The sequence below is a fragment of the Brevundimonas mediterranea genome (assembly GCF_011064825.1).
GTDB classification, from domain to species: domain Bacteria; phylum Pseudomonadota; class Alphaproteobacteria; order Caulobacterales; family Caulobacteraceae; genus Brevundimonas; species Brevundimonas mediterranea_A.
Map to the genome: position 1 here is coordinate 2,014,578 of NZ_CP048751.1, position 19,146 is coordinate 2,033,723.

24 protein-coding genes are annotated in these 19,146 nt (G+C 68.6%); 16 read left to right on the forward strand and 8 right to left on the reverse strand.

The window, feature by feature from the left end:
• Positions 1-52: 52 nt before the first annotated feature.
• The 4 genes from GYM46_RS09870 to GYM46_RS09885 form a co-directional block, all read right to left on the reverse strand.
• Positions 53-190: an entericidin A/B family lipoprotein gene (locus GYM46_RS09870; protein ID WP_008264300.1), complete on the reverse strand. Its 138-nt coding sequence runs from the start codon at positions 188-190 to the stop codon at positions 53-55.
• A gap of 48 nt (positions 191-238) precedes the next feature.
• Positions 239-1,942: a sensor histidine kinase gene (locus GYM46_RS09875; protein ID WP_083793428.1), complete on the reverse strand. Its 1,704-nt coding sequence runs from the start codon at positions 1,940-1,942 to the stop codon at positions 239-241.
• A gap of 111 nt (positions 1,943-2,053) precedes the next feature.
• Entirely contained in the window at positions 2,054-2,665 is a 612-nt protein-coding gene (locus GYM46_RS09880) for a sigma-70 family RNA polymerase sigma factor (RefSeq protein WP_008259301.1), read from the reverse strand.
• Entirely contained in the window at positions 2,662-2,865 is a 204-nt protein-coding gene (locus GYM46_RS09885) for a NepR family anti-sigma factor (protein WP_035309987.1), read from the reverse strand. Before GYM46_RS09885 ends, GYM46_RS09880 begins: the two co-directional genes overlap by 4 nt.
• Before the next feature lie 204 nt (positions 2,866-3,069).
• Here GYM46_RS09885 and GYM46_RS09890 point away from each other — a divergent pair, with 204 nt between their 5' ends.
• Positions 3,070-3,864 (forward strand): response regulator, encoded by a 795-nt coding sequence (locus GYM46_RS09890; RefSeq protein WP_008262700.1) that lies wholly within the window; start codon positions 3,070-3,072, stop codon positions 3,862-3,864.
• 66 nt (positions 3,865-3,930) lie between these two features.
• On the opposite strand, the gene GYM46_RS09895 is transcribed toward GYM46_RS09890, so the two are convergent.
• Positions 3,931-4,272, reverse strand: a complete 342-nt coding sequence (locus tag GYM46_RS09895; protein ID WP_008259720.1) for a hypothetical protein — start codon at positions 4,270-4,272, stop codon at positions 3,931-3,933.
• A 340-nt stretch (positions 4,273-4,612) separates the two neighbouring features.
• On the opposite strand from GYM46_RS09895, the gene GYM46_RS09900 reads away from it, so the two are divergent.
• Positions 4,613-5,641, forward strand: coding sequence for an NADP-dependent oxidoreductase (locus GYM46_RS09900; RefSeq protein WP_008263474.1), 1,029 nt, complete (start codon positions 4,613-4,615; stop codon positions 5,639-5,641).
• 8 nt (positions 5,642-5,649) lie between these two features.
• Positions 5,650-6,057: an acyl dehydratase gene (locus tag GYM46_RS09905; RefSeq protein ID WP_008264307.1), complete on the forward strand. Its 408-nt coding sequence runs from the start codon at positions 5,650-5,652 to the stop codon at positions 6,055-6,057.
• Between the two features lie 60 nt (positions 6,058-6,117).
• Here GYM46_RS09905 and GYM46_RS09910 read toward each other — a convergent pair whose 3' ends face one another.
• Positions 6,118-6,894 carry a SapC family protein gene (locus GYM46_RS09910; protein ID WP_008259888.1) on the reverse strand — a complete coding sequence of 259 codons (777 nt, stop codon included), beginning with the start codon at positions 6,892-6,894 and terminating at the stop codon, positions 6,118-6,120.
• 130 nt (positions 6,895-7,024) lie between these two features.
• Here GYM46_RS09910 and GYM46_RS09915 point away from each other — a divergent pair, with 130 nt between their 5' ends.
• The 11 genes from GYM46_RS09915 to rimM all read left to right on the forward strand — a co-directional run bounded on the left by GYM46_RS09915 (position 7,025) and on the right by rimM (position 16,417).
• Entirely contained in the window at positions 7,025-7,519 is a 495-nt protein-coding gene (locus tag GYM46_RS09915) for a Fur family transcriptional regulator (protein ID WP_008262920.1), read from the forward strand.
• A gap of 17 nt (positions 7,520-7,536) precedes the next feature.
• Positions 7,537-8,412: an alpha/beta fold hydrolase gene (locus GYM46_RS09920; protein ID WP_232216259.1), complete on the forward strand. Its 876-nt coding sequence runs from the start codon at positions 7,537-7,539 to the stop codon at positions 8,410-8,412.
• Between the two features lie 137 nt (positions 8,413-8,549).
• On the forward strand, positions 8,550-9,158 hold the full coding sequence (locus tag GYM46_RS09925; protein WP_231492532.1) for a nicotinate-nucleotide adenylyltransferase: 609 nt from the start codon (positions 8,550-8,552) through the stop codon (positions 9,156-9,158).
• Positions 9,159-9,291: 133 nt separating this feature from the next.
• Positions 9,292-9,726: a ribosome silencing factor gene (gene rsfS / locus GYM46_RS09930; protein WP_008264216.1), complete on the forward strand. Its 435-nt coding sequence runs from the start codon at positions 9,292-9,294 to the stop codon at positions 9,724-9,726.
• 4 nt (positions 9,727-9,730) lie between these two features.
• Positions 9,731-10,195, forward strand: coding sequence for a 23S rRNA (pseudouridine(1915)-N(3))-methyltransferase RlmH (gene rlmH / locus GYM46_RS09935; protein WP_008262378.1), 465 nt, complete (start codon positions 9,731-9,733; stop codon positions 10,193-10,195).
• Position 10,196: 1 nt separating this feature from the next.
• Complete coding sequence (locus GYM46_RS09940; RefSeq protein WP_008262370.1) at positions 10,197-11,276, forward strand: murein hydrolase activator EnvC family protein; 1,080 nt, start codon at positions 10,197-10,199, stop codon at positions 11,274-11,276.
• A gap of 205 nt (positions 11,277-11,481) precedes the next feature.
• Entirely contained in the window at positions 11,482-12,855 is a 1,374-nt protein-coding gene (locus GYM46_RS09945; RefSeq protein ID WP_040349812.1) for a S41 family peptidase, read from the forward strand.
• A 68-nt stretch (positions 12,856-12,923) separates the two neighbouring features.
• Complete coding sequence (locus GYM46_RS09950) at positions 12,924-13,295, forward strand: hypothetical protein (protein WP_156796476.1); 372 nt, start codon at positions 12,924-12,926, stop codon at positions 13,293-13,295.
• Between the two features lie 233 nt (positions 13,296-13,528).
• Positions 13,529-15,091, forward strand: a complete 1,563-nt coding sequence (gene ffh / locus GYM46_RS09955; protein WP_008264017.1) for a signal recognition particle protein — start codon at positions 13,529-13,531, stop codon at positions 15,089-15,091.
• Positions 15,092-15,115: 24 nt separating this feature from the next.
• On the forward strand, positions 15,116-15,658 hold the full coding sequence (gene rpsP / locus GYM46_RS09960; RefSeq protein ID WP_008263068.1) for a 30S ribosomal protein S16: 543 nt from the start codon (positions 15,116-15,118) through the stop codon (positions 15,656-15,658).
• Between the two features lie 231 nt (positions 15,659-15,889).
• Positions 15,890-16,417 (forward strand): ribosome maturation factor RimM, encoded by a 528-nt coding sequence (gene rimM, locus GYM46_RS09965; protein ID WP_008258910.1) that lies wholly within the window; start codon positions 15,890-15,892, stop codon positions 16,415-16,417.
• On the opposite strand, the gene GYM46_RS09970 is transcribed toward rimM, so the two are convergent.
• Positions 16,414-16,590, reverse strand: coding sequence for a YegP family protein (locus tag GYM46_RS09970; RefSeq protein WP_008260025.1), 177 nt, complete (start codon positions 16,588-16,590; stop codon positions 16,414-16,416). The two genes, rimM and GYM46_RS09970, sit on opposite strands and share 4 nt — an antisense overlap.
• 163 nt (positions 16,591-16,753) lie before the next feature.
• Between GYM46_RS09970 and GYM46_RS09975 the strand changes: the two genes are divergently transcribed.
• On the forward strand, positions 16,754-17,482 hold the full coding sequence (locus tag GYM46_RS09975; RefSeq protein ID WP_035309174.1) for a glutathione S-transferase N-terminal domain-containing protein: 729 nt from the start codon (positions 16,754-16,756) through the stop codon (positions 17,480-17,482).
• 51 nt (positions 17,483-17,533) lie between these two features.
• Positions 17,534-17,929 (forward strand): DUF3597 domain-containing protein, encoded by a 396-nt coding sequence (locus GYM46_RS09980; RefSeq protein ID WP_008264261.1) that lies wholly within the window; start codon positions 17,534-17,536, stop codon positions 17,927-17,929.
• A gap of 28 nt (positions 17,930-17,957) precedes the next feature.
• On the opposite strand, the gene GYM46_RS09985 is transcribed toward GYM46_RS09980, so the two are convergent.
• Positions 17,958-19,142 (reverse strand): benzoate/H(+) symporter BenE family transporter, encoded by a 1,185-nt coding sequence (locus GYM46_RS09985; RefSeq protein WP_348271535.1) that lies wholly within the window; start codon positions 19,140-19,142, stop codon positions 17,958-17,960.
• Positions 19,143-19,146: the final 4 nt, after the last annotated feature.

Below are 19,146 nucleotides of genomic sequence, written 5' to 3' on the forward strand. Positions count from 1 at the left end.
GACGAAGCGGGGCCTTGCAAGCATCTTCAATGCGACATTCGCCGCCGAAAGATCAGTTCTTGGCGTCTTGGGCGGCGCCCGAAACGGCCGAACCGGCGGCTTGGGTGTCACGGCCCACGCCTTCGACCGTGTTGCAGGCGGCGGTGGTCAGGGCGGCGGCGGCGGCGACCAGTACGAAAATCTTGCGCATGAGAAAGCTCCGGTTGAGCCGACATGGGAGTCTGTCGGTCTTGGCCTATCAACGCGACCGCACAGTCCCGGTTCCGTCCTGACCGCCCGACTTGTCTGCGGGGTCCGTCGGCGACAGGGCTTCCGGCGTGGCGAAGGTCATGCGGGCGATCGCCCCCCCGCCGGGCGACTCGATGAACTCGGCCTCGCCGCGCAGTTGTTTGGCGAAGGCGCCCATCAGGGTGCGTCCGACCCCGACCTCCGCCCCGGCCGAGGCGCCGGGTCCGTCGTCCTCGACTTCCAGCGTCGAGGTGTCGCCAAGGACCCGGAACCGGACCTTCAGCACGCCGCCCCGCCCGGCGAAGGCGTGTTTCTGGGCGTTGGTCACCGCCTCCACCAGCCACAGGGCCAGGGGCGCCAGCTTGTCCGGATCGACCAGCAGCGAATCCGCCTCCACCGAACTGACGACGACCGGGCCGCGCCCCGCCTCGCTGGCGACCAACTGGCCGACCAGTTCCGTCAGGAAGTCGCGCGCGTCGGCATGACGGATGTCGTCGCTCTGATACAGGGTGCGATAGATCAGGGCCAAGGCCGATATCCGCTGGCGCGTATCGCCCAGAGCGGCCTTGGCCGGGGCGTCGGTCAGGGCCCGCTGCTGCATCGACAGCAGGGACGAGATGATCTGAAGATTGTTCTTCACCCGGTGATGGATCTCGCGCATCAGCGCGTCCTTCTCGGCGATCGAATTCATCAGCTCGCGGTCGCGCACCGTGATGGCCTCGGCCATCTCGTCCAGGGTGCGGGCCATGGTGCGGATCTCGGCCGGGGCGTTCATCGCCTGCAGCGGCCGCACCGAGAACCGGCCCTTGGCGTAGAGGGCGGCGATCCGCTCCAGATAATCCAGCCAGCGAATGAAGATGCGTTCCGACAGCAGCATGACCGCCGCAAAGGCCGTCAGCCAGGCCCCCAGCGGCAGCAGCAGACTGCCGATCGGATTGAGCCGCGCCCACGACAGCAGGCCGGGAGCCGGGGCCGACAGCAGGGCGTACAGGTCGCCGCCGGCCAGCACGGCCCCGGCGTAGTCGCGACGCTGGTTGCGGCTGTCCTTGGCCGCGAACACCGCCGTTCCCTCGTCGCGCGCTCGGGCGACCCAGCCCGAAACGTCGCCGCCGTCCGCCAGGCGGAAGGCGGCGGGATCGCTGGCGACCAGGATCCGGCCAGCGCCGTCGGTCAATGCGGCTTCGGAGGCCGAGGGCAGGGCGGGGTCCTCGATGTCCGGCTGAAGCGCGGACAGGGGGATCACGGCGGCCATGGCGCCGTCGAACCGGCCCATGGGGCGTTCTGAACGCACGGCGACGATCAGCGCCGCCGGATAGCCGGCGTTGGCCGGCGCGCGAACCACGACCAGATCCTCGCCACGTCGCAGCCTTTGGAACCAGTCGGCGCCGGCGGCGGGGGCGAGGCCGGCTCGAACCCCGTCAGGCCGTCCCGACGCGCAGACCGCCTCGCCGGTGGGGCTCAGGCGGTACAGGCCCTCATAGCCCTCCAGCCGATCGACCAGCGCCGTCAGACGCGGCGCGCAATAGGGACCGAGCGCGTCGGGGCTCAGCGCGCGCAGCAGGACCTGCGCGCCGTCCAGCCGCGCCTTGGCGCTGCCGGCGCTGCGCTCGGCGGCCAGCTGCAGATCGACCTTGCGATCTTCGGCCTGCTGGCTGAAGTCGGCCTGGGTCTGGATCAGGATCAGGATGAAGATCGGCAGCAGGGCCAGGGCCATGGCCACGCCGAGGCGAAAGCGGATGCCCTGGAACCGGGCGGTGTTCAATTTCCGACCGAGGCGCGGCTGCGCGTCCGCGTCCCCCGCTCTGGTCTCTTCCGCCACCGGGGATCAGGACCGGGCGCCGGCCAGCCTGTCGGCCTCGCCGAGAATCGACCGCATCGCGTCGCCCGCGGCCTTGCCGTCGCGGCCGTAGCCGCCTTTTTCCAGCGTGGCCGCCAGGGCGCGGCGCGCCCGGCTGACGCGGCTCTTCACCGTACCCACCGCGCAGCCGCAGATCTCGGCCGCCTCTTCGTAGGCGAAGCCGCCGGCGCCCACCAGGATCAGCGCTTCACGCTGCTCTTCAGGCAGGGTCTTCAGCGCCTGGCGCAGTTCGTCCAGGGCGACCGGCGCCTCGGGGTCGTCGACCGCCACCAGGGTCCGTTCGGCCGCTTCCTGATCCAGTTGGGACTGGCGCCAGGACCGGCGCTTCTCGGAATAGAATTGGTTGCGCAGGATCATGAAGGTCCAGGCCTTCATGTTGGTGCCCATCTGATAGCTGGCCCGCGCGTCCCACGCCTTCATCATGGCGTCCTGCGCCAGGTCGTCGGCGGCGGTCGGATCACCCGTCAGGGTCCGTGCGAAAGCGCGCAGATGAGGGATCAGCTGAACCAATTCCCGCTTGAAGCCGTCGTCGTCGGCCGAAGCGGGTTTCGGGGCGGCTCCCAGGCGAGACGTGCTCATGCGCCACCGCCCGACGCCTTGGCGTCGGCGCGCTTCAGAATTTCCAGGAATTCGTCAGGCACAGGCTCGTTGACCACCTCGTCGAACATGTGGCGCAGCTTGACGCCGATGGCCTGCTGGCGAAGTCGAGCTTCCTCAAGCCCCGCCTCCCCCGCATTTTCGACGTCGTTGCGCCGCGAGGAATCGGAAGAATTTATCATAGACAGAACACCGCCCACCCAACTGCAGTGCAGAAATGCGGACTGGATAACGTCGCCCCTGCCGCCGGGTTCCTCCCATTTTGGGAATAAATACTCAAGCTTGCGGCTTGGTGCGGAACCGTGGTGGATTTGATACGTTTCAACCCGCTGTAGCGCTGCGCCCTGGTCGGGCGAGACAGCGATTTTTGTCGGGGACTATCTAGCATGAGCCTTCTGGCCAGACTTGCGCCGCATCTGCCCTATGTCCGTCGGTATGCACGGGCGCTGACCGGAGACCAGGCGACGGGCGACAACTATGTGCGTGTCGCGCTCGAGGCCCTGGCGGCCGGCGAGCAACAGCTTTCGACGGACATGACGCCGCGCGTCGCCCTCTATCACGTCTTCCACGCCATCTGGTCCTCGACCGGGGCGCAGTTGGAAGACGTCAGCGGCGTCGATGGCCGCACCGACGCCTCGAGCCGTCTGCTGCGGATTGCGCCGCGCTCGCGTCAGGCCTTCCTGCTGACCGCGCTGGAGGGCTTCACGCCGTCGGAAGCGGCGCAGATCCTGTCGGCCGACGCCCGCGACGTCGAGCGGCTGATCGCCGAAGCCCAGTCCGACATTGACGCGGAACTGGCGACCGATGTTCTGGTGATCGAGGACGAGGCCATCATCTCGGCCGACATCCAGAGTCTGGTGAAGGAACTGGGGCACCGCGTCACCGGCGCGGCCACCACCCATGACGAAGCCATTGAGGCCGTGGCTCGCCACAAGCCGGGTCTGGTCCTGGCCGACATCCAGCTGGCCGACGGGTCTTCGGGCATCGATGCGGTCAAGGAAATCCTCAAGGACATGGACGTGCCGGTGATCTTCATCACCGCCTTCCCGGAGCGCCTGCTGACCGGCGAACGGCCGGAACCCACCTTCCTGATCACCAAGCCCTTCCAGCCGGAAACGGTGAAGGCGGCGATCAGCCAGGCCCTGTTCTTCCACCCTTCGCGTCACAAACAAGCGGCTTGACCGCCCTTTCGAACTGAACGCCGTCAGGGCCCCGGTCGCTTGCGCGCCGGGGCCTCTTTCTGTCCGCTACGCGGTCGGGGCGTTGACGTTCGGCGTCTCGCCTGTCGGGGTGGGCTGAGCCTCGCCCGCGGGGCCGGTGGGGGCGTCGGCGGCCGGCGGGGTCTGGGCGTCGCCCTGGAAGGCGCGGGCGTCCACCGCCTGGTCGCCGTCGTTGGCGTTGGTGGTCGACATGCCGCCCTGGCTGAAGGCCCAGATGGACAGCAGAAGCACCGCCGCCGCCCCGCCGGAGAGGATCAGCAGCCACAGGATGCGCACGCCGGACCGGCCCTGGCGGGTGGACTGGGCGTCGATCGGCCGGTTGGATCGATCCGCGTCCGTTATCTTCGTCTGGGGGTCTTGGTGGCTCATGCTCGGCCTCCCTTGTTCTGTTTTCTGGTCGCGCCTCAACGCCCTGCCGGTGGCGACGTTCCGATTGGCGCGCGGCTCCGGCGAACCTTGTTCGTGGGAAGACGAAAAATTGCACGCAACCTCTGGAACCACTCTCCCGGCCTGCCGTTATCGGCTTGCGGAGGCGGCGACGCCCCCCCCGACTTGAGATTGGCGAAAGCCAATCTGTCGCCTCCGCGCCTCATTCTCGATGATGCCACTTGAAGGCGGCCCGCAGGGGTCGCCTTTTTCTTTTCGCTCTCGACCGCCGGGGGCGGCAGGGTCAGGATGGCCTCAAAAGACAATCCTAGGAGATAGACGCATGGCTTTGAACGGCAAGACGAACCGCCAGTGGGTGCTGCGCCAGCGGCCCAAGGGTCTGATTCAACCGGGCGACCTGGAACTGGTCGAAAGCCCGATCCCGGATCTCAAGGAGACCGAGGTTCTGGTCCGCACCGTCTATCTGTCGCTGGATCCGACCAATCGCACCTGGATGAACGATTCCGAGGGTTATCTGCCGCCGGTGGGTCTGGGCGAGGTCATGCGCGGCCTGACCCTGGGCGTGGTCGAACACAGCCGCTCCGACCGGTTCAAGGTCGGGGACGTGGTCATGCCCGCCTCGGCCGGCTGGGCCGATTACGCCGTCGTGCCCGAGGGCGGGCTGCGTCCGGTCCACCGTGCGCCAGGCCTGCCGTTGACGGCCAATATGTCGGTCCTGGGCATGACCGGCCTGACAGCCTATTTCGGCGTCACCGACGTGCTGAAGGCCAAGGCCGGCGAGACGATCGTGATCTCGGCCGCCGCCGGCGCCGTGGGCTCCATCGCCGGCCAGATCGCTAAACAGCGCGGCTGCCGCGTCATCGGCATCGCCGGCGGACCCGAGAAATGCGCCTGGCTGACCGACGAACTCGGCTTCGACGCCGCCGTCGATTACAAGAACGAGGATGTCGGCGCGGCCCTGGATCGGCTGGCGCCGGACGGGATCGATCTGAACTTCGAGAATGTGGGCGGCGACATCATGATCGCTGTCTTCAACCGGCTGAAGGTGCACGGCCGGATGGCGGTGTGCGGCCTGGTGTCGTCCTACAACGCCACCAAGGCGCCGCCGTCGCCGAACTTCGCCCGCATCATCACCCACCGTCTGACCGTCCAGGGCTTCCTGGTGCTCGACTACGCCCCGCGCGCCCGCGAAATGGTCGCCGAGATGGGACCCTGGCTGGCCGAGGGCAAGGTGAAGTGGAAGGTCCACGTCGATGACGGGCTGGAAGGGGCGGTGGAATCGCTGAATCGCTTGTTCACCGGCGATCACGACGGCAAGCTGCTGGTTCGCGTCTCCGAAGAACCTGCCTGAGGATATCCATGAGCGACCCCCTGCTCGTCCATTACGAGGATCTGGAGACGGGACAGGTCGTGCCCCTGGGCGCCTGCGCGGTCGATCCGGCCGCGCTGGACGTCTTCGTCGAGCGGTTCTCGCCCGGCTGGGACGCCGCCTATGGCGCGCCGGACGCCATGGTCTACGCCCTGTGGAGCCGGCTGGCGGCCGAGAAGGCCGGCGGCTGGGCCCAGACCAAGGTCCTGGCCGTGGACGGTCTGCGCTATCTGCGCAATCCCCCGCCGGGCGAACTGCTGCGCGGGCGGATGACGGTGATGGGCAAGGATCCGGTCGGAGACGAGAAGGGCATCGTCATCGCCTCGCACGACCTGCTGGATGAAGGCGGTCGGCTGGTCTTCTCCTGCCTGACCCGCGCCGTCTTTTCGCGCCGCTGAAACGCAGAACGCCCCGCCGGCGAACCGGCGGGGCGTTCCATTTCGATCGGACGGCGGGTCTTAGTTGACCGTGCCGGGGGCCTGGCGAAGGAAGGCCAGGGCGATCAGGCGGTCCCAGCCCAGCAGCGACACCAGGTGGGCGTAGATCTGGCCCAGGGCGCCGTTGTCGCGCAGCTCGGCCAGCTTTTCGGCCGGCAGGGCGCGGAGCTTGTCTTCCGACACGGCGAAATACTCGGCCAGCTTCTGCGGCGCGCCCGGCGTGCCGTCCGGATTGCGCGGCGTGAAGACGGCTTCGCGTACGTCCAGCAGATCCAGGTCGGTGATCAGCTTGACGAAGGCCTCGGTGCGCTGACGCTCCTGCTCGAAGTTGTTGCAGAACTCCATCGCCATGGTGGTGTAGTCGCTGGCCTGGCCGTTGACGAACAGCGGGTTCTGGCCGCCCTCGGCGACGATCTCCGCGCCGCGGTCGATGCACAGGATCAGGCGCTGGTTCTGCTTGTCGTCGGCGAAGACGAACGGATAGCGGCGCACATAGGCCGGGATATAGGCGTCGGGACGGAACTCGCCGTCGGCCGCCACGAACAGGTTCTCGCCCTGGCGCAGGCCCATGACCACGACCGGCTGGCGGTTCTCGCCGGTGAAGATCACCGGATAGGACAGGGCGGCGGCGGCGAACTCGGTCACCGTCAGCGGCACGACATTGGTCTGGCCGACGAAGGCGTAGGGCTTGTCGGCCGGATTGACGCCCAGCGCGCCGTGCAGGCCCGGATCCAGCGGCTCGGGGTTCTTGTAGAAGAGGACATTGCCCTCGAGCGGCGAGTTGGTCGTGTCGGTCATGAGAAGCCAGGCGCTCTGGAATGGAAACGAGGCGGGCCTTCTAGCCCAAGCGCGTCCCAGCGGCAAACGGAGGCGACGCCCGGCGGCGTCTCATGTTGCGGCCAGGCCGCTCAGCCATTAGCTGTGGCGCATGACCTCCACCTGCGACCACGATCACGATCATGCGGGCCTGCACGGCGCAGCCCTGATCCGCGCGCTGGAGGGGGCGGAAGCGCGCATGACGGCGGCGGGCGAGCGGATGACGCCGCCGCGTCGACGGGTGCTGTCCCTTCTGCTCGAGACCGGCGAGCCGGTGAAGGCCTATGACCTGATCGCCCGCTTCGGCGAGGACGGCCAGGCCGCCAAGCCGCCGACCGTCTATCGCGCCCTGGAGTTTCTGGAACGCCAGGGCATGGCCCACCGCATCGCCTCCATCAGCGCCTATGTCGCCTGCGCCGGACATGAAGAAAACACCGCGCCCCATGCGGCGGCCTTCCTGATCTGCGACTGCTGCGGGGCGACGCGCGAGATCAACGGGCCGGACCAGGGCGCCATGGACGCCGCCGCCGCCGCCGCCGGCTACGCCATCGCCCGCACCACCATAGAGGCGCACGGACTCTGCGCCGCCTGTCGTCAGGCCGCATGATCATGGACGCTGCGCTGATGTCCCCGCCCCGTCGACTCAGCGTGCCGATCAACAACCATTGGGGCGCGGGCCGGATGTCCGTGATGGACTTCGGCGACCCGAAGCGCCCCGTGGACCTGATCTTCTCCCACGCCAACGGCTTCAACGCCGCCACCTACCGCAGCCTGCTGTCGCCCCTGTCGGCCAGTCTGCGGATCTGGGCTCCGGATCTGCGCGGTCACGGCGGGTCGGACCTGCCGGTGTTCGCCCGGCCCAAGTCCAGCTGGCTGGATCACCGCGACGACATCCTGGCCCTGATCGAGGCCATCGACGGGCCGCCGGTGGTCCTGGCCGGCCATTCGATGGGTGGAACCGCTTCGCTGCTGGCGGCGGCCGAACGGCCGGATCGGGTGTCGAGCCTGGTCCTGTTCGATCCGGTGATCTGGCGGCGCGCGGCGGTCTTCGCCTTCAACCTGCCCTTCGCCCACCGGCTGATGAAGGACATCCCCATCGCCAGGGCCACCCGCCGCCGGCGCCCGGTGTTCGACAGCCGCGAACAGGCCATGGCCGCCTATCGCGGACGCGGCGCCTTCAAGGGCTGGCCCGACCGGGTGCTGGCCGACTATCTGTCCGAGGGCCTGATCGAGACGTCGGACGGTCTGACGCTGACCGCCACCCCGGTCTGGGAGGCCGCCAACTACGCCGCCCAGGCGCATGATCCCTGGCGGGCCCTGCGCCGCTATCCGGGGCCGATCCATATTCTGAAGGCCGAGCACGGCGCCCTGACCCATGTGCCGGTCGCGCCGCGCGGCCTGCCGAACGTGACGGTCGAGGTGGTCGCCGGCGGCGGCCATCTGTTCCCCATGACCCATGCCGACGTCACCCGCGACGCCCTGTTCGAGGCGGCGGTCTGAGGGCGGACGATTAATCGGGGGACAGGCGCCGAGCCCCATGATAAGGGCGCCGCTGAGCATAACTCCCCGAGACGCCCCGCTTGTCCTTCTTTCACGCCGGTCCCGCGCCCAAAGGCGCCGGCCCCCGATCCGGGGGGTTGCGTGACGGTTTGATCCTGACGCCGGGAATGAAGGTCGGCCTGTTCGGCGGCTCCTTCAATCCGGCCCACGACGGTCACGCCCATGTGGCCGAGACGGCCATGCGCCGCCTGGGCCTGGACCGGGTCGTCTGGCTGGTCTCGCCGCAGAACCCGCTGAAGGACGCCCGCCACAGCGCGCCCCTCTCCGAACGCATGGCTTCGGCGCGTGAACACGCCCGCGGCCCGTCGATGATCATTTCGGATTTCGAGACCCGCACCGGCGTGGCCTGGACCGTCGACACCCTGCGCCTGCTGGTCGCGCGGCATCCCGGCGTGCATTTCGTCTGGCTGATGGGGTCGGACAATCTGGCCAGCTTCCATCGCTGGCGCGGCTGGACCGACATCATGCGGCTGATGCCGGTGGCGGTGATCGCCCGGCCGGGCTCCCTGCTGGACAGCCGCACCGCCCCGGCGGCCGCGCGGTTCGCGACCTTCCGCGTTCCGGCCGAGCAGGCGGGTCTGTTGCCGACCCTGTCGGCGCCCGCCTGGACCTATCTGACGGCGCCGCTGAACCCCCTGTCCTCGACCGCGATCCGGACCGGGACCGGACGACGCGCGGCCTCGTGATCGGGGCGCCGGTTCACGGACCGGCCTATCCGTGCTAGAGGGCTTCTTTAGTCAATGCTCCTGGAGCCCTCCGCTGACCCCCTCGCCCGCGTATGATACGCAAGACGCCGCCGTTTCGAACACGGCGCACGAGATGGATGCCATAGAACCTCTGCATTCCGAAGACGGCTTTGAATCCGACGGCGCGCCCAGCGCCTTCGGCGATTCCGCACCGCGCCCGATCGGCTCGACCCCGCTTGAAGAAGCCATTCTGAGCCGCCTCGACGAGGACAAGGCCCAGGAGATGGTTCTGATCGATCTCAAGGGCAAAAGCGCCATGGCCGACACCATGATCGTGGCGTCGGGCCGGTCGCACCGCCATGTCGGCGCCATCGCCGACCACCTGCTGCGCACGCTGAAGGAACAGGGCCTGGGCAAGGCCAAGGTCGAGGGCCTGCCGCATTGCGACTGGGTCCTGATCGACGCCGGCGACGTGATCGTCCACCTGTTCCGCCCGGAAGTGCGCACCTTCTACAATATCGAGAAGATCTGGGCCGTCGATTCCGCCCACCGCATGGTCCGCGACTGAGACCATGAGGCTGGGGATCGTCGCCATCGGCCGACCGGGCCGAGGGCCAGAGGCGACCCTCGCCGACGACTACGCCAAGCGCGCCACCCTGTCCGGACGCGCGCTTGGCCTCGGCCCCCTTGAACTGATCGACCTGGAAGCCAAGAAGCCGGGCAAGGGGCCGGAGGCCGAACTGATCCTCGCGGCCGCGGAAGGGTCTCATCTGATCGCCTGCGACGAGCGTGGAAAGACCTATTCCTCGCGCGCCTTCGCCGACCATGTCGCCAAACTGCGCGATCAGGGCGAACGCCGCCTGGTCTTCGCCATCGGCGGGGCGGACGGGCTGGACGACAGCGTGCGCGCGGCCGCTTCCTCGACCCTGGCCTTCGGTCCCCAGACCTGGCCCCACGCCCTGGCCCGCGCCATGCTGGCCGAACAACTCTATCGGGCCGTGACCATCCTGGCCGGATCACCCTATCATCGCGACTGACATGGGTCGCGCCGCCACACTCTCTCTTGCCCTGCTGACGGGCTTCGTGCTCGCCGCGCCCGCCGTGGGCCGGCAGGCGCCTGAAAGCGAGCTGGCCCGCACCCAGGCCGAATACCGCGACGAGGCCGTGCGGGCGCGCCGCCTGCGCGCCGACGCCGATGCGGCCAAGTCCGAACTGGCCCAGCTGGAGCGACGCCTGGCGGCCTTGCGCGCCGACGAACGGACCGACGACCGCCAGATCGACGACCAACGCGCCCGCCTGCGCCAGCTCAGCGAACGCGAGGCCGAACTGGTCACGAACCTGGCCCGGGAGCGCGGGGCTCAGGGCCGGCTGCTCAGCGCCCTGCAGATGATGAGCCGCCGCCCCCCGCCGCCCCTGCTGATTCCGGCGGACAAGGCGGTGGATACGGTGCGCGCCTCCATCCTGCTTCGGGCCATGACGCCCGACCTGGAAAGGCGCGCCCAGGCCCTGGCCGCGCGTCAGGCCGAGATCATGCGCATCCGCCGCCTGGCGGTCCTGTCTTCCGAACGGCTGCTGACCACGGAAAGCGCCCAGGGCGACCGCCGCGCCGAGATCGAGGGGCTGACGGCGCGCAAGACCGCCCTGACCGCCGTCCTGAACGCCGAGGCCCGCACCGCCGAACGCGCGGCCCGCGTGCTGGAGAGCCGTATCCGCGAACTGGGCGGCGACGTCCCCGCGGCCGAGACGGCCGAGGCGGCGCCCACGCGCCTGCCCGCCGGCCGCACCCGCCTCAGTTCGCCCGTCCAGGGCGCGCCCAGCCAGACCTGGGGGGCAGGGACCTCGGGGTGGCGCTGGCGGGCCGACCGCGCGGCCGTGACCGCCCCCGCCGACGCCAAGGTCGCCTACGCCGGCCCCCTGACCGGCTGGGGCCAGGTGGTGATTCTGGATCTCGGCCCCGGCTGGCGGGCGGTCATCGCCGGGCTGGAAAGCGTGGACGTGGCGCACGACGCCCGCGTCTCGGACGGCCAGACCCTGGGACGCAGCGGCCCCGACGGCGACGTCTATTTCGAACTGCGGCGCGAGGAACGGCCCATCGATCCCGGTCCCTGGCTGAAATAGGCTCCGACAGGCGTCATTTGCGGCCTCTTGCCTCTGACGGCGAGTTGGGAGGCGGCGAAATGGCCGAGATGCGATAAGGCCTTGCTTTCCAACCTGACGCTGATTTTATCGGCGTGACGCTGCGCCGCCACGATTTCGTCGTGTCTGCGGGGCCTTACCCTTGCAACGGGCGCCTTTCATGATCGGCCCGACCGAAAGAGACCGAATGCGTAAACTGCTCCTCGTCGGCTGCGCCGCCCTGGTTCTCGGCGGCTCGGCCGCCGTCGCCACCAGCCAGACGCCCCGCAACGAAACCTTCCGGATGCTGGAGCTGTTCGGCGACGTGGTCGGCATCGTCGAGCAGGCCTATGTCGTCCCGGTCGACAACAAGAAGCTGATCGAAGCCGCCCTGGCCGGCATGATGACGGCGCTGGACCCCCATTCCAACTATCTGCCGCCGTCCAACTATGACGAACTGCGCGAACGGACCGAGGGGCAGTATTCGGGCGTCGGCCTGACCATCACCTCCGAGGGCGGGCTGGTGAAGGTCATCTCACCGATGGACGAAAGCCCCGCCGCCAAGGCCGGGGTTCAGGCTGGCGACGTCATCTCATCCATCGAGGGGCAGAACGCTTCCGGCCTGACCGTCAGCCAGGTGTCCGAGAAACTGCGCGGATCCGTCGGCACCAGCGTGCGCGTCACCTTCCTGCGCGACGGCGAGGACCCGCTCGAGGTCGTCCTGACCCGCGAGATCATCAAAGTTCAGTCGGTCACGGGCCGGGTCGAAGGCGATTTCGGCTATCTGCGCGTCTCGACCTTCAACGAGAACACCGGCCGCGAACTGACCGAGGCCATCGCCAAGATCAAGGCCGAGAAGCCCGGCGTGAAGGGCTATGTCCTGGACCTGCGCAACAACGGCGGCGGCCTGCTGAACGCCGCCATCGACGTGTCGGACGCCTTCCTGGAGCGCGGCGAGATCGTCAGCCAGCGCGGCCGCAAGCCCGAGCAGATCCAGCGCTATTCCGCCAAGCCCGGCGATTTGACCGGCGGCCTGCCGGTGGTGGTCCTGGTCAACTACGGCTCGGCCTCGGCCTCGGAAATCGTCGCCGGCGCCCTGAAGGACCATGAGCGGGCGACCATTGTCGGCCTGACCAGCTTCGGCAAGGGCTCGGTCCAGACGGTGATCCCGCTGCGCCAGGGCCAGGACGGCGCCCTGTCGATCACCACGGCGCGCTACTACACGCCGTCCGGCGCCTCGATCCAGAAGATCGGCATCGAGCCGGATCTGGAGGTCGCCCGGTCCGAGGCCGAGGCCCGCATCGTCTCGCGCTCCAGCTTCATCTATTCCGAAGCCGCCTACGCCACCGCCCTGGACTCCTCCATCGGCGCGGAACGCAAGGGGCCGCACACGCCGCGCGAGGCCCCGGGCAAGGACTTCGACAAGGAGAAGGACTACCAGCTGCAACGCGCCCTGGACGTGCTGCGCGCCGGCGGCGACCTGTCCAAACTATCCGCCCCGCCCGAGACCATCGTCGTGACGGAGCCGGGCTCCGAACCCAAGAAAGACGAGACTCCGGCCGAGACGCCCGAGGAGCCGTAACCCGGCACACCGGTTGCACTCTTTTCCCCAACGGTCGCGTGAGCGACTTTTGGGGAAAGGAGATTGTCTTGTCGATTTCGTCGGTTAGCGGCTTCTTAGGCGGTGTGGGCTCGGTTAGCCAAAGCGTGTCCGCTGGGCAAAATAAGCCCACTTCTGTCCTTCAGAACGATCTTGACCAGATTCGTGAGAAGGGGCTCAGCGCCTGGGCGCATGAGCAGCAGATGGAGAAGCTCAAGGCGCGGCTCCGCGAGCAGGTCCTGTCGGACAAGAATATGAGCGAGCGCGACGTCGCCGCCCTGCCGAAGGAAGCCCGCGCCACGATCGAGGACGAGATCGCCAAGCTGGTCGCACAGAAGCTGCAGGAGGCGCTGGAGGCCAAAGTCAAGGACGCGGCCGCCCAGGGCAAGACGCAGGCCGTGCTGCTGAACATCTCCGTCTGAACCGGGAAGGGGCCTCCGCCGTGCGCATGGCGAGAGAATCTGTGGCGTTGGGATTCGACATTCCCCTTGTTTTCCTTCATAAGCCGCCGCTTCCGACGCAAGTGAACCTCGCGTCTCCACCGGGACGACCCCATCTTTGATGGACGAGCCCGGCGAGAACCCTCTGCCGACGTGATCGTCGCCAGAGGCCGTTGTCGTATGGAGCCGCTTCACCCGTCGCCACGAGGTAGTGAATGTTCGAGGCTCTGAACGAGCGGCTGACAGGCGTCTTCGACCGGATCACCGGCCGCGGCGCCCTGTCCGAAAAGGATGTCGCCGAGGCGATGCGCGAAGTGCGCGTGGCCCTGCTCGAGGCCGACGTCGCCCTGCCGGTCGTCAAGGAATTCATCGCCTTCGCCACCGAGCGCGCCACGGGCGAAGAGGTCATCCGTTCGGTCAAGCCGGCCGACCAGGTGGTCAAGATCGTCTATGACGGCCTGATCGAGATGCTGGGCGGCGAAGAGCCGGTCCCGCTCAACACCAACGCCACTCCGCCGGCCGTGGTGCTGATGGCCGGCCTTCAGGGCTCGGGCAAGACCACGACCTCGGCCAAGCTGGCGCTGCGCCTGACCAAGTTCGATCGCAAGAAGGTCATGATGGCCTCGCTGGACACGCGGCGTCCGGCCGCGATGGAACAGCTGGCCCAGCTGGGCAAACAGATCGACGTCGCCGTCCTGCCCATCGTGGCGGGCGAAAGCGCCGTCCAGATCACGCGCCGGGCGCTGCAATCCGCCAAGCTCCAGGGCTTCGACGTCCTGATCCTCGACACCGCCGGCCGCATCACCCTGGACGAGGGGCTGATGAACGAGGTGGCCGAGGTCGCCGAGATCGCCAAGCCGGTCGAGACCCTGCTGGTCGCCGACAGCCTGACCGGTCAGGACGCCGTCCGGACCGCCGCCGCCTTCCACGCCCGCCTGCCCCTGACGGGCCTGGTCCTGACCCGCGCCGATGGCGACGGTCGCGGCGGCGCCATGCTGTCGATGCGGGCCGTCACCGGCCTGCCGATCAAATACCTGGGCGCCGGCGAAAAGGTCGATGCGCTGGACGTGTTCGACGCCCGCCGCGTCGCCGGCCGCATCCTGGGCCAGGGCGATATCGTCGCCCTGGTCGAAAAGGCGTCGCAGGACCTGGACCAGGCCAAGGCCGAGAAGATGGCCCGCAAGCTGGCCAAGGGCCAGTTCGACCTGGACGACCTGGCCGGCCAGCTTCAGCAGATGAAGCGGATGGGCGGGCTTCAGGGCATCATGGGCATGCTGCCCGGCGTGGCCAAGATGAAGGGTCAGATGGCCGACAGCGGCGTCGACGACCGCATGATCCTGCGCCAGGAAGCCATCATCTCCTCGATGACCAAGGTCGAGCGCAAGAAGCCCGACCTGCTGAACGCCAGCCGCAAGAAGCGGATCGCCGCCGGCGCCGGCGTCGATGTCCAGGACGTGAACCGGGTTCTGAAACAGCACCGCCAGATGGCCGACGTGGTCAAGCAGATGGCGCGCGGCGGACCCAAGAAGATGCAGCAGATGGCCGCCATGCTGGGCGGCCTCGGCGGCGGCGGCGGCATCCCCGGCATGCCGGGCATGGGCGGCGGCCCCGATCTGAACCGATTGAAGGCCCTGGGCGGCGGCAAGACGCCGGAACCCAGCGCCGACGACCTGAAAGCCATCCAGGACCGCCTCGCGGGACTTGGAAACCCCCTCGGGGGCGGCGGACAACTTCCGGGAGGCCTTCCGGGCCTGCCGGGCTTCCCTCCCAAGAAATAACGACTTCCTAGAAAGAGACTGAAAATGCTGAAGATTCGTCTGGCCCGCGGCGGCGCCAAGAAGCGCCCCTACTACCACATCGTCATCGCCGACTCGCACTCGCCCCGCGACGGCAAGTTCATCGAGAAGGTCGGCAGCTACAACCCGATGCTGCCCAAGGACGGCGCCACTCCGCGCGTCGCCCTGAAGGTCGAGCGTATCGCCGAATGGCTCGGCAAGGGCGCCCAGCCGACCGACCGCGTCGCCCGCTTCCTGTCGCAGGACGAGACCCTGGGCGCCAAGGTGAAGTGGACCCAGTCCAACAACCCGAACAAGGCCCAGCCCGGCAAGAAGGCGCAAGAGCGCGCCGCGGAACGCGCCCAGCGCGAAGCCGACCGCCTGGAAGCCGAAGCCGCCGCCAAGGTCGAGGCCGCTGAAGCCGCCGCCCGCGCCAAGGAAGAAGCCGCCGCCGCCGCGGCTGCTCCGGCTGTCGAAGAAGCCCCGGCTGAAGAAGCGCCCGCCGCTGAAGCCGCCGCCGAAGAAGCTCCGGCTGCTGAAGAAGCAACCGAAGAAAAGACCGAAGCCTAAGGCTTTCGGTCTCGACACGATCAAGGCGGCGTCCTTCGACGCCGCCTTTTTCATGCGCTACTAGACCCTCTCCCGCTTGCGGGAGAGGTGGCCCGGCGATCGGCGCAGCCGATCCAGGGTCGGAGAGGGAAGTGTCGCGACACTTCCCCCATCGTCAGCCGTCTCGCTGCGCTCGACGAGCTGACACTTCCCCCGCAAGCGGGGGAAGATCTAGGACGACGGACACAGACCATGACCACGGACAGCAGATTGATCCTCGTCGGCCAGATCGGCGGCGGTTTCGGGGTGCGGGGCGAGGTGCGGGTGACCGCCTTCACCGCCGATCCCCTGGCCCTGACCGCCTATGGCCCGCTGCTGCGCGCCGACGGCACGGTCGCCCTGACCCTGTCCGCGACCCGCCCGGACAAGAGCGGCGTGGTCGGCCGGGCCAAGGAGATCGCCACCAAGGAACAGGCCGACGCCCTGCGCGGCCTGAAACTCTATGTTCCCCGCGACCGCTTCCCCGAACCGGACGAGGACGAATTCTATCTCGCCGACCTGCTGGGCGTCGAGGTCCGCGACACGGCGGGCGAGGTCATGGGCACGGTCAAGTCGGTCCAGAATTTCGGCGCCGACGACATGCTGGAGATCGCCCCCGCGACCGGCGGCCCGACCTGGTATCTGCCCTTCACCAAGGCAGCGACGCCCGAGCTGCACCTGGCCGACGGCTGGCTTCTGGCCGTCCCGCCGACCGAGGTGGGCGAGCGCGAGCCGGATTAGCTGTTGTCTTCGACCTCGGCGTCCGGGCCGTTCTTCTTGATGGAGTCGATGGCGTTCTGGGCCGAGGCCTTGGAGCTGTAGCCTTCGGTCGAGAACAGGGTCTCGGAATTGTATTTGAACCGGACTCGGAACTCGCCGGCCTTGTCCTTGTAGATCTCGAACTTGTGCGCCATCGGGCGTCTCCCTTCCTGCGACCTGTGATCGGTCACGGCCAAGCTGGCGCCGTCCTCGGTCCGTTTCCAGACACAAGTCCGCGACCAAATCGTGCCGATGACAGTTGCGAACCTCGCGCATGGCGCCGACATGGTTGTTCATCACCACGCCGAGGCCGAACCCATGACCGACCTGTCCGCCTTTCCGATCACCGGCCGCTGGCCGGCCCGGCATCCCGACCGGTTGCAGCTCTATTCCCTGCCCACGCCCAATGGCGTGAAGGTGTCGATCATGCTGGAAGAGGTCGGCCTGGCCTATGAGCCGCACTTCATCGACATCATGGCCAACGAGACCTGGGGGCCGGAATTCCTCTCGCTGAACCCCAACGGCAAGATCCCCGCCATTCTCGACCCGGACGGCCCCGGCGGACAGCCGCTGGCCCTGTTCGAGTCCGGCGCCATCCTGATCTATCTGGCGGAAAAGACCGGCAAACTGCTCTCGAACGATCCGGCGACCCGCTATGAGACGATCCAGTGGCTGATGTTCCAGATGGGCGCGATCGGCCCGATGTTCGGCCAACTGGGCTTCTTCCACAAGTTCGCCGGCAAGGACTATGAGGACAAGCGTCCGCGCGACCGCTACGTCGCCGAAAGCCGCCGTCTGCTGGGCGTGCTGGAAACACGGCTGGCCAATGATGGCGGCGCCCCCCGCGACTGGATCGTGGGCGAGGGCCGGGGCGACTATTCCATCGCCGACGTCGCTACGCTGGGCTGGGTCCGCAACCTGATCGGCTTCTACGAGGCGGGCGAGATCGTCGGCTTCAACGACTTCCCGCACGTCGCCGCCTGGCTGGAGCGCGGCCTGGCCCGTCCGGCGGTGCAGCGCGGGCTGGCGATTCCGGCGCGGGGCTGAACCCTCGCCCATTGGCCGCGTTGTCTCGCCACACCAACAGGAGCGCGACCGATGGGCATCTTCTCTTCGATCTGGAACAAGATCACCGGCCACAAACCGAAGACGGCCCCCGCGCCGTCGCCGACCGTCGGCGGCGCGCCCCCCACGCCGGGCGCTGCGCCCATTGCGACGGCGGCGCCTGTCCTGCCCCCGGTCGACGTCGAGGCGGTGCTCAGCGATCTGGCCGAATCCAGGGGCGGCGGCGGCAACTGGCGCACCTCGATCGTCGATCTGCTGAAGCTGCTGGATCTGGATTCCAGCCTGGCCGCCCGCAAGGAACTGGCCGAGGAACTGAACGTCCACGCCGGCGAACACGGCTCGGCCGAGCAGAACACCGCCCTGTCCAGGGCGGTCTGGAACAAGCTGGCGGAAAACGGCGGCCAGGTCCCGGCGTCGCTGCGGGACTGAGGCGACCCGGCGGGGCCGGGGCGCTGGATCAGGCTTTCGGTCTGATCCAGCGCAGCGCGCCCAGGGCCGCGAAGCCGACGACCAGGCCCCAGAAGGCCGAGCCTATGCCGAACAGGGCGATCCCCGATCCGGTGGCGGCGAAGGTCAGGACGGCGGCTTCGCGCTCGTCGGCCTTGGCCAGCATGGCGCTCAGCGCACCCGTCAGGGCGGCGATCAAGGCCAGGCCCGTGATGATGGCCAGCACCGCCGGCGGCATGGCGATGAACAGTCCCGCCAGAGGCGCCGCGAACAGCGCCACCAGGATATAGAAGCCGCCATAGATCACCCCGACGATCCAGCGTCGCGCCGGATCCGGGTGGGCGTCCGGCCCGGTGCAGAGGGCGGCGGTTATGGCGGCCAGATTGACTCCGTGCGCCCCGAACGGCGCGGCGATCACGCTGGTCAGGCCCGTCGCCAGGATCAGGAGGTTCGCCGGGGGCGCATATCCGGCGGCCCGCAACACCACCAGGCCCGGCAGGTTCTGCGACGCCAGCGTCACCAGGAACAACGGCAGGCCCAGACTGGCGGCGACCTTCCAGTCAAAGGCGGGGATGACGGGCGACAGCGTCCCGAACAGGCCGGTCCCCGGCGGCAGGCCGATCTGGTTCCTGAGCATCAGCACGACGAAAGCCGCGCCCAGGACGGCGGGCAGGGCCCAGGCGGGCCAAAGGCGGCGCACGACGATGAAGACGGCCAGCAGGCCGGCCGCCAAGGTCAGCTCGTCGGGCGCGACCTTGAACAGTCTCAGCACGAAGGGCGACAGCACGCCCGCCAGCATGGCCGAGGCGACCGAGGCGGGGATTTTCTGGGCCAGCCGTCCCAGGACCGGCAACAGGCCGGTCAGCAGCATCAACACGCCCGCCACGACGAAGGCGCCGACGGCGTTGGCCCAGCCCAGCCCCAGAGTGGAGGCCGCGAGCAGGGCCGCGCCGGGCGTCGACCAGGCCAGGACGACCGGCATCCGCAGTCGCCAGCTCAGCACCATGCCCGGCACGCCTATGCCCAGGCACAGGGCCGTGACCATCGACACGATCTGGGCGGGGTGGGCGCCCAGCGCCTGACCCGCCTGCACCACCAGGGCCACCGTGCCGCCGAAGCCGACGACGGTCGCCACCGCCGCCGCCGAAACGGCGGACGGCGTCAGCAGGGGGGCGGACGGTTCGGAAATGGACAGGGGA

Bases quoted from the DNA above. Each gene is read 5' to 3' on its own strand.
- GYM46_RS09890 (WP_008262700.1), top strand. From the start codon at position 3,070: ATGAGCCTTCTGGCCAGACTTGCGCCGCATCTGCCCTATGTCCGTCGG.
- GYM46_RS09940 (WP_008262370.1), top strand. From the start codon at position 10,197: ATGGGTCGCGCCGCCACACTCTCTCTTGCCCTGCTGACGGGCTTCGTG.
- GYM46_RS09945 (WP_040349812.1), top strand. From the start codon at position 11,482: ATGCGTAAACTGCTCCTCGTCGGCTGCGCCGCCCTGGTTCTCGGCGGC.
- GYM46_RS09980 (WP_008264261.1), top strand. From the start codon at position 17,534: ATGGGCATCTTCTCTTCGATCTGGAACAAGATCACCGGCCACAAACCG.
- GYM46_RS09910 (WP_008259888.1), bottom strand. From the start codon at position 6,894: ATGACCGACACGACCAACTCGCCGCTCGAGGGCAATGTCCTCTTCTAC.
- GYM46_RS09870 (WP_008264300.1), bottom strand. From the start codon at position 190: ATGCGCAAGATTTTCGTACTGGTCGCCGCCGCCGCCGCCCTGACCACC.
- GYM46_RS09975 (WP_035309174.1), top strand. From the start codon at position 16,754: ATGACCGACCTGTCCGCCTTTCCGATCACCGGCCGCTGGCCGGCCCGG.
- rlmH (WP_008262378.1), top strand. From the start codon at position 9,731: ATGAGGCTGGGGATCGTCGCCATCGGCCGACCGGGCCGAGGGCCAGAG.
- rpsP (WP_008263068.1), top strand. From the start codon at position 15,116: ATGCTGAAGATTCGTCTGGCCCGCGGCGGCGCCAAGAAGCGCCCCTAC.
- GYM46_RS09875 (WP_083793428.1), bottom strand. From the start codon at position 1,942: ATGGCCCTGGCCCTGCTGCCGATCTTCATCCTGATCCTGATCCAGACC.
- GYM46_RS09920 (WP_232216259.1), top strand. From the start codon at position 7,537: ATGTCCCCGCCCCGTCGACTCAGCGTGCCGATCAACAACCATTGGGGC.
- rimM (WP_008258910.1), top strand. From the start codon at position 15,890: ATGACCACGGACAGCAGATTGATCCTCGTCGGCCAGATCGGCGGCGGT.
- ffh (WP_008264017.1), top strand. From the start codon at position 13,529: ATGTTCGAGGCTCTGAACGAGCGGCTGACAGGCGTCTTCGACCGGATC.
- GYM46_RS09905 (WP_008264307.1), top strand. From the start codon at position 5,650: ATGAGCGACCCCCTGCTCGTCCATTACGAGGATCTGGAGACGGGACAG.
- GYM46_RS09895 (WP_008259720.1), bottom strand. From the start codon at position 4,272: ATGAGCCACCAAGACCCCCAGACGAAGATAACGGACGCGGATCGATCC.
- rsfS (WP_008264216.1), top strand. From the start codon at position 9,292: ATGGATGCCATAGAACCTCTGCATTCCGAAGACGGCTTTGAATCCGAC.
- GYM46_RS09970 (WP_008260025.1), bottom strand. From the start codon at position 16,590: ATGGCGCACAAGTTCGAGATCTACAAGGACAAGGCCGGCGAGTTCCGA.
- GYM46_RS09880 (WP_008259301.1), bottom strand. From the start codon at position 2,665: ATGAGCACGTCTCGCCTGGGAGCCGCCCCGAAACCCGCTTCGGCCGAC.
- GYM46_RS09885 (WP_035309987.1), bottom strand. From the start codon at position 2,865: ATGATAAATTCTTCCGATTCCTCGCGGCGCAACGACGTCGAAAATGCG.
- GYM46_RS09900 (WP_008263474.1), top strand. From the start codon at position 4,613: ATGGCTTTGAACGGCAAGACGAACCGCCAGTGGGTGCTGCGCCAGCGG.
- GYM46_RS09915 (WP_008262920.1), top strand. From the start codon at position 7,025: ATGACCTCCACCTGCGACCACGATCACGATCATGCGGGCCTGCACGGC.